10 protein-coding genes, 1 tRNA gene and 1 pseudogene are annotated in these 12,897 nt (G+C 54.4%); 5 read left to right on the plus strand and 7 right to left on the minus strand.

Annotated features, from left to right (window positions below):
- The 3 genes from IE111_RS14655 to IE111_RS14665 form a co-directional block, all read right to left on the minus strand.
- Positions 1-2,316 carry a nitric-oxide reductase large subunit gene (locus tag IE111_RS14655; protein ID WP_189610057.1) on the minus strand — a complete coding sequence of 772 codons (2,316 nt, stop codon included), beginning with the start codon at positions 2,314-2,316 and terminating at the stop codon, positions 1-3.
- Positions 2,317-2,673: 357 nt separating this feature from the next.
- Complete coding sequence (locus IE111_RS14660) at positions 2,674-3,216, minus strand: PEP-CTERM sorting domain-containing protein (protein ID WP_189610059.1); 543 nt, start codon at positions 3,214-3,216, stop codon at positions 2,674-2,676.
- A gap of 378 nt (positions 3,217-3,594) precedes the next feature.
- Entirely contained in the window at positions 3,595-3,849 is a 255-nt protein-coding gene (locus tag IE111_RS14665) for a hypothetical protein (RefSeq protein WP_189610061.1), read from the minus strand.
- A gap of 961 nt (positions 3,850-4,810) precedes the next feature.
- On the opposite strand from IE111_RS14665, the gene IE111_RS14670 reads away from it, so the two are divergent.
- The 4 genes and pseudogenes from IE111_RS14670 (at position 4,811) to IE111_RS14685 (ending at position 6,381) form a co-directional block, all read left to right on the plus strand.
- On the plus strand, positions 4,811-5,080 hold the full coding sequence (locus IE111_RS14670; RefSeq protein WP_189610063.1) for a hypothetical protein: 270 nt from the start codon (positions 4,811-4,813) through the stop codon (positions 5,078-5,080).
- Positions 5,081-5,091: 11 nt separating this feature from the next.
- Positions 5,092-5,280 (plus strand): annotated as a pseudogene (locus IE111_RS24805) (type II toxin-antitoxin system RelE/ParE family toxin); the annotation flags it as partial.
- Between the two features lie 8 nt (positions 5,281-5,288).
- Positions 5,289-5,600, plus strand: coding sequence for an addiction module antidote protein (locus IE111_RS14680; protein WP_189610067.1), 312 nt, complete (start codon positions 5,289-5,291; stop codon positions 5,598-5,600).
- Between the two features lie 133 nt (positions 5,601-5,733).
- Positions 5,734-6,381 carry a tyrosine-type recombinase/integrase gene (locus IE111_RS14685; RefSeq protein ID WP_189610070.1) on the plus strand — a complete coding sequence of 216 codons (648 nt, stop codon included), beginning with the start codon at positions 5,734-5,736 and terminating at the stop codon, positions 6,379-6,381.
- 9 nt (positions 6,382-6,390) lie between these two features.
- Here the strand turns inward: IE111_RS14685 and IE111_RS14690 are convergent, their stop codons facing one another.
- Both IE111_RS14690 and IE111_RS14695 read right to left on the minus strand, forming a co-directional pair.
- The gene (locus IE111_RS14690; protein WP_189610072.1) at positions 6,391-8,307 is read right to left on the minus strand and encodes an ATP-binding protein; all 1,917 of its coding nucleotides are present in this window, start codon (positions 8,305-8,307) and stop codon (positions 6,391-6,393) included.
- 294 nt (positions 8,308-8,601) lie between these two features.
- Positions 8,602-8,693: transfer RNA gene (locus IE111_RS14695), tRNA-Ser, on the minus strand.
- Positions 8,694-8,859: 166 nt separating this feature from the next.
- On the opposite strand from IE111_RS14695, the gene IE111_RS14700 reads away from it, so the two are divergent.
- On the plus strand, positions 8,860-9,183 hold the full coding sequence (locus IE111_RS14700) for a YqfO family protein (protein ID WP_189610074.1): 324 nt from the start codon (positions 8,860-8,862) through the stop codon (positions 9,181-9,183).
- Between the two features lie 59 nt (positions 9,184-9,242).
- Here IE111_RS14700 and adk read toward each other — a convergent pair whose 3' ends face one another.
- Both adk and ppc read right to left on the minus strand, forming a co-directional pair.
- Positions 9,243-9,893 (minus strand): adenylate kinase, encoded by a 651-nt coding sequence (gene adk, locus IE111_RS14705; RefSeq protein WP_189610076.1) that lies wholly within the window; start codon positions 9,891-9,893, stop codon positions 9,243-9,245.
- A 353-nt stretch (positions 9,894-10,246) separates the two neighbouring features.
- Complete coding sequence (gene ppc / locus IE111_RS14710; protein WP_189610077.1) at positions 10,247-12,862, minus strand: phosphoenolpyruvate carboxylase; 2,616 nt, start codon at positions 12,860-12,862, stop codon at positions 10,247-10,249.
- Positions 12,863-12,897: the final 35 nt, after the last annotated feature.

Raw genomic sequence — 12,897 nt, forward strand, 5'->3', positions numbered from 1 at the left:
TTACCGACCGGTTGCGGGCGACGTTTCCCGGTGGCGGTCCGCTTCCGCTGTGTCACGGTCGGGCACTGCACCCTCGGGCGTCGGGAATACCCACAAGCGGATGACAAACCAGGCGAAAATCAAGGCACCGATGGCGAATATCGTATCCCCCGGAACGCGTAACCACACCAGCAGGTCGACGATCGGCTGCTGCATGAATTCGGCTGAGCGGGCATACCAGTAGCCCTGGTCCAGGGATGCGAACAACTGCAGGGTACCCAGTGGTAACAGCGTCAGCAGGGCCATAAGCGCGAGGCCGATATTCAACATCCAGAAACTGGTTTTAAGCAGGCCTTCGTGCCAGGCGAGATGAGGTTTCATGCCCCGCAGACAGAACAGCACAAGCCCGATGCCCAGCATGCCATAAACACCGAACAGGGCCGTATGGCCATGCAACGGCGTCAGGTTCAAGCCCTGCATGTAATAGAGCGACAGGGGCGGATTAATGAGAAAGCCGAACAACCCGGCCCCGACCAGGTTCCAGAACGCCACCGCGATGAAAAACATCACCGGCCATTTGTAGCGCTGCATCCAGGGCGTGGCGATACTCATGCGATAGTGGTGATACGCCTCGAACCCGATGTACGCCAGAGGTACGACTTCCAGGGCGGAGAAGCTGGCGCCGAGGGCCAGAACCGGAGTCGGCGTACCAGAGAAATACAGGTGGTGCAGCGTGCCCAACACACCGCCCGCCATGAATATGATGGTGGCGAACAACACGGCCACTGTGGCCGTCTTGATTTCCAGCAAACCCAGCCGGGTGAACAGAAACGCGATGACGGCCGTCGCGAACACCTCGAAAAAACCTTCGACCCACAGATGCACCAGCCACCAACGCCAGTATTCCACCATGGACAGGTGGGTGTTTTCGCCCCACATCAAAGAGGCACCGAAAAACAGGCCAATGGCAACGGTGGAGAGAAACAACAACCCCACGATCGATCTCGATTCGGATGCGCTGCGCAGCGTAGGCCACAAGGCACGGCCCACCAGGAACAGCCACAGTATCAGACCGATGAACAGGAACCACTGCCAGAAGCGGCCGATGTCGGCGTATTCCCAACCCTGGTGACCGAACCAGAAATTGTTGTCCAGACCGAGGCTCTGCATGACCGCCAACCATTGCCCCGTGAATGAACCCACAACGATGACCAGCAGACAAACCCACAACACGTTGACCCCGAGCCTCTGGTAGGGAGGCTCGTAGCCGGATACAGCGGGCCCGATGTACAGACCGGTACCCAACCAGGCCACCGCGATCCACAGCACCGCCAGTTGAGTGTGCCATGTGCGCGTAATGGAGTAGGGCAGATACTCGGCCATTTCATACCCGTATACCAATTGACCTTCCACCTGGTAGTGCGCGGTGATGGCACCGAACAGGATCTGCACCAGGAACAAGGCCAGCAAAACCCAGAAGTACTTGGCGGTGGCCAACATGGAGGGAGTTACCACCACCTGCCCCATCGGGTCCGAACCGGGGTAGCGATGAGGCGCCTCCTCCTTGTCGTGATTGACCGCGTAGTGCCAACCCAACAAGCCGATACCGGCCAACAAAAAGGTCACGCTGAAGGCGGACCACAAAAAGGTACTCGGCGGCGGCTGATTGTCGACCAGTTCTTCACTGGGCCAGTTGTTGGTGTAGGTAATGTCGCTGCCCGGGCGTTCGGTCACGGCTGACCAGGCTGTCCACCAGAAAAAGGCCGAGAGCAGGCGGCGATGCTCGGGGTCTGGCACGGTTCCGTTCTTCATGGCGTAGGCTTCGCGCAAATCCGCGGTTTCCGGGTCGTTACCGAACAGGCTCTGGTAGTGTTCGGACACAGCGGCGATCGCATCCGCGCGATCCTCGTCTACTGTGATGACGCCGGTCTCGGGGTTGTAGGTATTTTCGCGAATCATGGCCACCAACCGGCCCTGTAACGCAGACTGTTGCTCGGCATCGAGCGCCGCGAAGCGTTCGGCGTTGTAATCGCGATTGGCCCAATTGTTCAGAATGGCCATGACTTCACGGTGTAACCAGTCCGCGCTCCAGTCCGGAGCCACGTAACCGCCATGCCCCCAGATGGAACCCAACTGCATTCCCCCCATCGACTGCCAGACCTGGCGGCCGGTTTCGATGTCGTCTCGCGTATAAACGACGTCGCCGTTCTCGGATACGACCCGTTCCGGCATGGGCGGGGCTTTCTGATAGATTTGATTGCCACTCCAAAGCAACACAGCGAAAGAAGCTAAAAGGAGGGCCGCAAGCAGAAACCAGAGTTTTCTTGTACTTGTCATGCTCATCCTCCAAAAACCGACAGAGCTCCACCTTCGGGTTGATTCACTGATCAACCGCGAAAGCGTGAGTGGGTTAACGTCAAAACATCACCGGTGTATGGTTTTTTTACAGCTGGACACACCCTAGTAGAGAGGGAGCGTACTGCAAAGTGACGGGTCCCGGGCGACGATACCCCTTCCTGGGTAATCGATAATGCGACGAACGGTTTCAGTGGACGCTATAGCGGGGCGATGTTTCGGCGGGAGGTTTGTATGCGTGTGGTATTTGGAAGACGAAAAAAGTCGACGGAGGTTTACTCCGTCGACCATTTGGTAAGGGGGTTACGGGTCAACCGAATGGTTTAGCGGCTGCCACGATCAGGCTTGGCCGTTGTCCATCCGGCGGTTCCGTCGTCTGGACAGATACAAGCCCAGTACACCGGCTGCCAGCAACGCACTCGTTCCCGGTTCGGGGACAGGCACCGAGTCGCTGTTGAATTCAGTCACATGGCTGAACTGCAAATCTTCCAGTTTATGGGTTCCGAAATGCTCCGCCAGATCCAACACCCCCCAGTCCATGGACTGGTTGTTGCTGAACAGCGCGAAGTGGGTAGAGTCCTTAACCACGAAGTGGGAAGGTTGAGAAGTCAGCCCAAAGGCGACGACTGAGCTCGATTCCTGGGTGACATACAGATCGACATCTTCTGTTTTGTCTTCATACCAGACCGAGTAGCCCAGAATGCTCTCTATCCAGGCTTGTTCCGTGGTGGGGTTGGCATTGCCCAGTGAGGCTTGAGTGGTGCTGGCGACCCAGGTGTCCAGGCTACCGACGTCGGTACTGTCCGCAAGCGAGTAACCATAAGACAGGGAACTGACGCTGAATGCCAGGGCGAGACCGAGGGTGAGTTTTGTAAGGTTCATGATAAGACGCTCCGATGCCTTCAAATGTGAACCTCAAGACCTTGCTTTCCGAATGCAGGGGTTGAGTCGGCAATAAATAAGCAATTAGCGGGCCTAAATCGTAAGTTGTTGAAAAATGGGTTTTTTATCGGGTTCTGGCTGGCTACATTTTGGTGGATGTAAGGTAAATCGACAGTTTTTGTGAGGTCTGTCACATAAACGGGTTGGGATCAGTATGCGGGCTCAGTTGTGAGGCTTGGTCGCTTCCTGGAGCCCAATTGGCGGGGTGTAAAGGTATTCGACACAGGGTCATCGCCTCTACTCTTCCATGGCTTGCAGCTCGGCTTGTCGCGAAGTGGGCTTGGGTGCCTGTCCAAACCCACTAATGGCTATTCCGCCTTACTCCCGGCCATGAATTTCGAAATCCAGCGCATCGATGACGCAGGTCATCAACGAGTAGAAACCGGTGTTGGCTTCCTGTTTGGGGGCAACACCGGGGTTTTCGGAAAATTCCCGTAGAGTGCACAGGGCATTGCGGGTGTTGTTCAGCGTATCGACCGGGAGAATGCCGATCAGGGGGTTGTGGGTGGCGGGTAGGTCTTTTATGAAATACTCGGAGGGTGAGTCTCCGGACGGGTGTTGACGGTTTGGCATGATTGGATCCTGTTGGTTTCAGTAGTAGGGGCGGCTAATTCTGGAAGCCGGGTGTCAACTGACGCCAACAGACGCCGGGCGGTATTCCCCCGTAGGGTCTTATATTTCCGCCTCTCCACCCAGCCATAGGCATAGGAGTGCCCGACTGCAGGATCACAGGCACAAAAATCCCAGCTAACGTGCTGGTGGGACGCTGTTGGTTTCAGTGGCGTCGATTCTACGGGTCGGGTGGTTCAAGTCAATTTGAGAATAACTCAGTGTAATCTTTTGTACGGGCGCCAAAATCTCCCGGATTGTCTGATCTACGCTATGGGTCACCGGAAAGAATCAGGCGGACACTAGACCGTCGACAGAAGGAGGGATTCCATGCGAACCCACGCACAACGACCCAGACGCAGGATTCAGCGTAAAAAGGCGACATCGACACAGCCACGCAGAACCGGTCTGGAGCAAAGCTCCGACGTACGTGCTGTTTTGCAGATGCCCGTGAATAACCGTACCCGTTCGGAAAACAGAGGATCGGGATCTCATCGTTCCAGGCTGGAGCGAGAGAATGCGTCACAGAGATCAACCGAGCCCGGCGCTCGACTGGCCGCGCTCGCAGACCGAGTCAATGTGTTCAAACAACGAGTGCGCGCCATCGATCGGGACGAAGACGGATTAACACTTCCGGGACGAACCACACGCGGAGGCGTGACGAGATGTACACGACACAGACGTGCCACTATGACGAAGCCACGGCTTACCGCACCGGCATCGAAGTGTGCGAGTCCGAAGACGTTCGGCAGAAATGTGCCGAAAAGGGCGAATTGGAAGAATACCGGCGGCAAATGAGCGCGTGGAGGCGGTTTATGCGCGACCCGCCGAATTGTACTGGGTAGTGTTGAACAATCACTTGGGCTCGATGTATAACACGCTGAAAGTCAAAACAGTGAAAGCCCAATCCATGGAGGAGACAAGGATGCATCGATATTTGGCGGTATTGAGCACGATAGGGGTAGCAAGTTGCTCAGTTTTTGAACCATCCAGTGCATTGGATCGACAAATGAAAGGATGCAAACAGGAGCGTGAAGGTGTATTGGACCAGTACGGTATCCCGGATAAAGTCATAGTCTTTGAAGAGGGTGACTATTACACCCAGCACTGGAGTTACCAGTTGCAACCGGTCACTTATATTCTCAGGGAAACTGTTTCTTCCGGTGACTGTCTTGTGAATGAAGTAAGAATGTAGTTGGGCACTTAGGGGATGTGAAGCAGGTAAAAGGGGCTTTTGGCATCCAAGAACTGAGGGTACATTTAGGACCTGGTTACCGCGTGTACTTTCGTGAGCATGATGGGCAAATAATCATCTTGCTTTGCGGGGGAGATAAAAGCTCTCAAAGGCATGACATCAAAAAGGCTATCCAGATTGATAAAGAATTGAGTGAGTGAGGCAGTATATGGGCGAAAAATTACACGATTGGAACCCGGCGGAGTACTTGGAAACTCCTGAAGACATCGAGGCGTTCCTGGAAGAGGCGTTTGACACCGGCGACGTCAGCTATATCTGCAAAGCCTTGGGCGTTGTCGCCCAGGCAAAGGGTATGAGCCAGATCGCCAAAGAGACAGGGTTGAATCGCACACAATTGTACAGATCATTCAGCCCGTCCGGTAATCCGACGCTTGAGACAACGCTAAAAGTGTTGCATTCCATGGGTGTCACTTTGAAAGCAGTACCAGAACAGCACCAATCACAGCCTGATCATCATTGATTTGCCTGTCGTGTATTCCAAATTACCCAGTGGTTACGATGGGTGTCCATGTAGTCCAAAAAAGGTCTTCGGTGACGTTCACGTCGACGAGCTCACGCCACAGCATGTTCGCCGGTTCATGGACCAGCGCGGTATGAAATCGAAGACCGGCGCCAACCGGGAGAGGTCGTTTCTGTCGTTGGTATTTTCCTGGGGGTATGAACGCGGCCGTTGCAAAGGCAACCCGTGTAAAGGCGTCCGGAAGTTTACCGAGAAACCCCGGGACCGGTATGTTGAGGATTGGGAGTACGAGGCGATCTACAAAAACGCCTCACCGCGACTGCAGGCCGCGATGGATGTAGCTTGGCTGTGTGGGGCGCAAAAGGCGGACATTCTAAAGCTGCGCCGGCAGGATTTTCGGGAGGATGGGCTTTACATCGAGCAGAGTAAAACGGGGGTGAAGCAGATTAAGGAGTGGACGCCGCGACTTCGTCAGGCGATCGACAAGGCGTTGGCCGTAGAAAGCAAGCACCCGACGATGTTTGTTTTTCATAATCGGAGTGGGACGAAGTTGTCGGCGGAGAGTTTAAGAGATGACTGGTCGAAGGCTTGGGAGAAAGCTATAACTGAGTACGCAAACCTTGAAAGGTTTACTTTTCACGATTTAAAAGCAAAAGGGGTAAGTGACTACGACGGTCCGAATAAACGTGCCTTTAGTGGGCACAAGACTGAACGACAAGTTGCCAGCTATGATCGAAAAGTAAAACGATCCCCCTCATTAGACCCTAGCTCAAAATACTAGTCGGTATCGCTATTTTTGTACTTCTGCGAAAACAGTCTCGAATGCTTTGGGTATAAATTTTCCATTGGATATATTAATCATCGACAGATTGACTATAGAGTGCATTAGCTGACCACTCTTTTTATCTTTCCAGTATTGGTTGAGTCTTGGGTATTTATCCAGGAGTGTTTTTTCTAGCTCATGACCGTTCATTTTTAAATAGCCAGAGTCAGTTTTTAGTGTTTGCCCGGAAATATAGTCGATATTGCTGTCTTTCTGGTTTTCAAACCCGGTAATGTTTTTTACAAAAATATCTAATGATCTCTGGAGTAATTCATTGTCATTAATCCATTCGGACCAATGGACGTCCTGAGTGCATATGTTCTCCATACTCAAATAATCCGGATGGTGAACGGCTAAGAGCAGAAGAGTGCATATGGGATCTAGTGCTAAGTTCTCTATCGAATAGGCTAGGCCTGGTGCCAGCACTTTTACACATTGGTGATGTTCATTAGTCAGGTCCCAGTCTATAATGCCTCGAATAGTCTCGTTGTCATTGCTTTGTAGGGATTCCACTTGAGCAATGACATGAGAACAACTACCAACTCCATTCAGTGACTCAATAAATTGCTTTATCTTTGAGTCATCATTTATGTCAAAAAACTGCCTGGCTTTTTTTTCAATCTGCTTTCCAGGCATTTTAGGTCCTGAGCTTATGAAATTGAGGGAGATCTTAGGGTCAATTATTTTGGATGAGTGACTGATTTTTGAATAAATAGCTTGATAAACATCCGCGTCATATTTGCTTTCTACAAACACCTGTCTTCGATTCTCTGGGCTAATTGATATTTGAGTAACACCATCCAATAGATCAGATATGCCTTTGTCTTTGTTGGTCTTTTTAATGTTGTTGTTTTCTACTACGAATACGCTGTCTTCAGGAGCCAAAGCGACGCTTGTAGGTGAATGAGTGGTTATGATTATCCTTGTATTGTACTGTTGGTTGAAAACCGTGAATACTTCATACATTTTTACAACCATCTTCGGGTGTAAAAACGCGTCCGGTTCGTCGAGAAGTAGCAGTACAGGAGGATCAATTAAATCAGGGTCATAATATTGGCTATTAAAAAGTGTTATTGCTAGCCAAAGTAGTGTTTTCTCTCCAGAGGATAAAGTGTTTGCGTTGACTATGTTTCCATTTTTTCTTTCTATTAATTTTGCATTGTAATTGTAGCTTTTTGAGTTTTCATCAGGTTCTTCAAAGTAGAATTTACTGTCAAATATAACGTCGATGATGTTGTTGAGTGATTTCCAAGGGCGGGGGCCGAATCGAATTTCAAACTCTTGGTCTGTTAGAAATGGTGTGTTGTTATCTTTAGTCTTTGCAATAAACTGATTGAACTGGTTTTGCCATTTTCTTCTGATGTATTGATTGCATATTAGTGAGATATTCTGAACGCCTAGGATTTGCCTGTTTTGTTCTTCGAAATTAAGGATGATGTCGTCATGAGTAAGTTGGTCTACAGATTTGTCCGCTTTTTTAGCAATAGAATGGCATAGTCTATACAGTGTTTCATATGGGAGTGATTTTTCAAACCTTTGGTTTATATGACGTTGCTCTTTGGGGTTAAGAGGCTCTAAAAATTTGTGTTTGAATTCGTCATAGCATTGAAGAGTTGAGGTTAATGTTATCTGGTAATTGCTTTCACTGTATCCGCCGGAAAAGTTTGGGGTAAGTTTATTTTGTTCGACAAGTAAAACTTCACTATTTTCCAAGTCACTGCCATTAATTGATGCTTTCGTTGCTTTTTGTCTGATGCTTTCTAAAAGGCGAGTCTTTCCACTTCCATTAATTCCAGTCAGTACTGTTATAGTATCGCCAATTCTCGTAGGCGCTGATATTTTAAACCCATTATACTCTTCAACGCCAACTAGTAGTAATGACATTTCTTCCGATCACCTAGGTCGTATCAATTCATGATAATGTCGTGGGTATGGAGCTTTCAGTCAAGTGTTGATAACTGCCGCCAAAGTGAGATCGCCTATTAGCAATATTTAGAAAGCTATTTGCGCTAGTGGTGAATTGCGACGATCAAGCGGTGCGGATGCTGGCACCTATCAGCTAACGGAGTAGGTAAGGCGGTGTGGTTCTTTGAACTACTGTATATTCCCCGCTCTGTTCCCCAAAGTTCCCCAGAACGAAAAAGGGTCAGTGGCTACTAACCACTGACCCCAGGAATATGGCGGAGAGTGAGGGATTCGAACCCCCGGTGGGCGTAAACCCACGGCTGATTTCAAGTCAGCTGCATTCAACCGGACTCTGCCAACTCTCCGAACAACGGCGCGCAGTTTACCGAACTGAGGTTGGGTGTCAACTATTATGTGCTAACCTGCTGAAATTAAACGGAAAAGGGTGGGGGCGGTGTTTGTGTGTAGGCATCTGGTTCGCTTTTGTCGCGCACGGCGTGCGCTCCTACATTGAAGAGCAGAGGAGGGGTTATGTACTTGATTGCGGTGTATGTGCCGGCTTCGGATAAGGATGCCTTGATCGAGGCGATGGGGAAGGCCGGGGGTGGCCGGATCGGGGATTATGAGGCCTGTGCCTGGTCGACGTTGGGGCAAGGGCAGTTTCGTCCTCTGGATGGGGCGAATCCGCATATCGGGTCCGTGGGGGATCTTGAGCGGGTTGAGGAGTATAAGGTGGAGATGGTGTGCGAGAAGCCCCGGGTGAAGGCGGTGTTGGAGGCGATGGTTGAGGCGCATCCTTATGAGGAGCCGGCGCATCATGTGTTGCCGATTTTGGGGAAGGGGGATTTTGAGTAGGGGGTGGTAGGCGTGCGCGACCGGTGGCCCGGTGGGCTGGTCGCGCACGGCGTGCGCTCCTACAGCGAGGCGAAGATTTTGTCGCGGATGTTTTCCACGCTGCCCTTGCCTTCGATGTAGACGTATTTGGGGGCGTTTTCCGGGTCTTTGCTCGCCCAGTCCTTGTAGTAGCCGACCAGAGGCTCGGTCTGGGCGTGGTAGACGTCCAGGCGCTTGGCGACGGTCTCTTTCTTGTCGTCTTCACGCTGGATCAGCGCTTCGCCGGTCACGTCGTCCACGTTGTCCTTCTTCGGCGGGTTGTGGTCGATGTGATAGACCCGGCCGGACGCTTCGTGGACACGGCGGCCACTCAGGCGGTTGATGATCTCATCATCGGCGACGTCGATGTCGACGACGTAGTCGATGCGGATGCCTTCGTTCTTCAGGGCTTCGGCCTGCGGAATGGTGCGCGGGAAGCCGTCGAACAGGCAGCCGTTGGCGCAGTCCGGTTGGGCGATGCGTTCTTTGATCAGGGCGATGATGGTTTCGTCGGAAACGAGACCGCCGGAGGCCATGACTTCCTTAACCTTCAGACCCAGAGGAGAGCCGGCCTTGACGGCGGCGCGCAGCATGTCACCGGTGGAAATCTGAGGGATGTCGAACTTTTCCGTGATGTATTGGGCCTGGGTGCCTTTTCCGGCGCCCGGCGCACCCAGCAAGATAATGCGCATTGACGGTAGACTCCTGTATTTCAGTTAATGTTATAAAGGTTCAATCCAAAATCGGGAATTCCGGACCGGTGCCGAGAAGCCTGCAGTGCGGTCGGTCGGCACAGCGCGGTCGGTGTCTTGAGGGTTGGCGAGCGCCCAAGCAGCGGGCGCCGGCCTGAATCTGTGGTGTAATCGCTTGTTGTCCTTCTTGTCTCAAGCCGCATGATGCATCCTTTTGGGGCACTCTTGCGACGGCAATCGAGGGCTAAGATACCCCCCATGGCCGTCAAGCTCAACCATCCAGGCCTAGACTTCCGTCGAATGGCGGAGGCGGGCAAGTCCGGCATCGGCCATTGTTGCCCGCCGTTTCATAATCAACCGGTGTTTCGCATACCGGCGGCGATCCCGGCCATGGTGACCTTGAGCGCGCGCTCGAGGTGCGGGTCGAAGTTGCCGGTCTTGCGTTCCCGCTTCATCAGTTCCGCCTGAAGGTAGTTTAACGGGTCGGTGTAGGGGTTGCGCACCTGGATCGATTGCGCCAGCAGGGCGTCGCCGGCGAGCAACTCGTCCTGGTGCTTGACTCGGTTGAGCAGCACTTCGCACTGTTTCAGGTCGTCGCGCAGCTGTTCGCCCAGGCTGTGCAGCTCTTCCGGTACCAATTGTTTCTCGTAGTAGGCGGCGATGGAGCGGTCGGCCTTGCCGAGCACCATCTCCAGCAGGTCGAGAAAGGAGCTGAAAAACGGCCAGTGGTCGAGCATGTCCTGGAAGGTTTCCGGAGCCTGTTCCACGCCGTATTGCAAGGCCTGGCGGGCACCGAGCCAGGAGGGCAGGTTGAGACGCACCTGCATCCAGGCGAACACCCAGGGAATGGCGCGCAAACTTTCCACGCCGCCGGTGGCCTTGCGTTTGGCCGGCCGGCTGCCGAGGGCCAGTTTGCCCAGTTCCTGTTCCGGGGTCAGGCTGCGGAAGTAGGGGACGAAGCGTTCGTCTTCGCGAACGATGCCCCGGTAGCCCTTCAGGCTGGCCTGGGACATCGCCTCGATCAGCTCCCGCCATTCCGGCTTCGGCGCGTCGTTCGGTTCCAGGGTGGCGCGCAGGGTGGCGGCGACGTAGATGCCGAGGCTGCGAACGGCCACGCGCGGTAGGCCGAACTTGTAGCGGATCATCTCGCCCTGTTCGGTCACCCGGATGGCGCCGCGCACCGAGCCCGGTGGCTGCGAGGCCATCGCCTTCTCGACCGGGCCGCCGCCGCGACCGATGGTGCCGCCACGGCCATGGAACAGCATCAGGTGGATGTCTTTCTCGGCGGCCAGCTTGACCAGGTTCTCCTGGGATTTGTACTGGGCCCAGGTGGCGGTCAGCTTGCCGGCGTCCTTGGCGGAGTCCGAATAGCCGATCATCACGGTCTGGCGGCCGCCGGTGTACTGGCGGTACCAGTCCATGGACCAGAGCTTCTCCATGACGTGGAAGCTGCGGTCCAGGTCGTCCAGCGTCTCGAACAGCGGGACGATGGGGACGTTCCAGTTCAGGCCGCTCTCTTTGAGGATCAGCGCCACGGCGAGCACGTCCGAAGGCTGGCGCGCCATGGAGATGATGTAGCTGGAAATCGTCTCGGATGGCTCCTCGGCCAGAATGCGCGCGGTATCGAGCACTTCCTGGGTGTCCGGGCCCGGTACCCAGTTGCGCGGTACCAGCGGTCGCTTGCTTTCCAGTTGTTCGATCAGGAAGGCCTGACGCTCGTCCTCGTTCCAGGTGCTGTACTCGCCCAGTTCCAGGTATTGAGTGATCTCGTCGATGGCCTGAACATGGCGGTCGCTGTCCTGGCGGATGTCGAGTGGCACCAGGTTGATGCCGAAGCAGTGCACGCGGCGGATGCTGTCGAGCAGGGCGCCGTCGGCGATGCGTTGCATGCCGCAATCGACCAGCGACTGGTAGCAGTCCATCAGCGGTTCGAGCAGGTCCTGACGGCTGAGGATGACGTCTTCCGGCGGCTTGACGGTCTCGCCCTTTACCCGGCGCTCGGCCCAGTACAGGGTGTTTTCCAGGCGCGTGCGCAGGCCGTGCAGGCGGGCGCGGTAGGGGGTTCGGCTGTTGTCCACCTGGGCCAGCAGCTCGTCCGAGGCTTCGCTCATGCTCAGGTCGCCGGCCAGGTCGTGGATGTCCTTCAGGTAAAGGTCGGCGGCCATCCAGCGGCCGAGCAGCAGCACTTCCCGGGTCACGGTGTGGGTGACGTTGGGGTTGCCGTCCCGGTCGCCGCCCATCCAGGAATAAAAGTGGAAGGGTGATGCGTCGACGGGCAGGCCCTGGCCGAGGCGGCGACGGGCGCTGCGGTCCAGTTCGCGCATGAACTGGGGAATGGCCTGCCACAGGGAGTTTTCGATAACGGCGAAGCCCCATTTTGCTTCGTCCACGGCGGTCGGCCGTTCGTCGCGGATCTCGTTGGTGTGCCAGATCTCGTCGATGGTGCGGCGCAGGCCGGTTTTCAGCTCGTTGCGCTCGTAGGGCAGCAAATCAGTGCGTTTCAGGTCCGCCAGTGTCTGGGCGATGCGTTCGTATTTGCGGATCAGGGTGCGACGGGTGACTTCGGTGGGATGAGCGGTCAATACCAGTTCGATGTTGAGGTTCTTGAGCGCCTGGGCGACGTCGTCCTTACCCAGGTTGCCTTCCAACTGCTCCAGGGTGTCTTCCAGGATGTCGCGTTGCTGCGCTTCGGCACTGGCGAAATACTGTTGTTCGGCGATGTTGGCCAGGTTCAGGAACTGGCTGAAGGAGCGGACGATAGGCAGAATGTCCTTGTCTTCGAGCGTGCCGAGCTCCTCGATCAACGGGCCAGGGTCGCTTTCCTCGGACACATTGACGGATTTGCCCAGCCGGCGGATTTCCTCGACCTTGCGAAACAGCTCCGGCCCCTGGTTCTCCAGAATGGTGTCGCCCAGCAACTCACCCAGCATACGGACGTTTTCGCGCAGCGTGTCGGGAATTACAGTCATGTGTCGCTCTCTCCCAAGGAATGGTTAACATTATG

Origin of the sequence: Saccharospirillum salsuginis (genome assembly GCF_014651855.1) — a bacterium.
In the GTDB taxonomy this organism is placed as follows: domain Bacteria; phylum Pseudomonadota; class Gammaproteobacteria; order Pseudomonadales; family Natronospirillaceae; genus Saccharospirillum; species Saccharospirillum salsuginis.

Excerpts from the sequence above, each read along its gene's own strand:
- IE111_RS14685 (WP_189610070.1), top strand. The coding sequence starts at position 5,734 with ATGAAATCGAAGACCGGCGCCAACCGGGAGAGGTCGTTTCTGTCGTTG.
- IE111_RS14665 (WP_189610061.1), bottom strand. The coding sequence starts at position 3,849 with ATGCCAAACCGTCAACACCCGTCCGGAGACTCACCCTCCGAGTATTTC.
- IE111_RS14690 (WP_189610072.1), bottom strand. The coding sequence starts at position 8,307 with ATGTCATTACTACTAGTTGGCGTTGAAGAGTATAATGGGTTTAAAATA.
- IE111_RS14660 (WP_189610059.1), bottom strand. The coding sequence starts at position 3,216 with ATGAACCTTACAAAACTCACCCTCGGTCTCGCCCTGGCATTCAGCGTC.
- IE111_RS14680 (WP_189610067.1), top strand. The coding sequence starts at position 5,289 with ATGGGCGAAAAATTACACGATTGGAACCCGGCGGAGTACTTGGAAACT.
- IE111_RS14670 (WP_189610063.1), top strand. The coding sequence starts at position 4,811 with ATGCATCGATATTTGGCGGTATTGAGCACGATAGGGGTAGCAAGTTGC.
- ppc (WP_189610077.1), bottom strand. The coding sequence starts at position 12,862 with ATGACTGTAATTCCCGACACGCTGCGCGAAAACGTCCGTATGCTGGGT.
- IE111_RS14700 (WP_189610074.1), top strand. The coding sequence starts at position 8,860 with ATGTACTTGATTGCGGTGTATGTGCCGGCTTCGGATAAGGATGCCTTG.
- IE111_RS14655 (WP_189610057.1), bottom strand. The coding sequence starts at position 2,316 with ATGACAAGTACAAGAAAACTCTGGTTTCTGCTTGCGGCCCTCCTTTTA.
- adk (WP_189610076.1), bottom strand. The coding sequence starts at position 9,893 with ATGCGCATTATCTTGCTGGGTGCGCCGGGCGCCGGAAAAGGCACCCAG.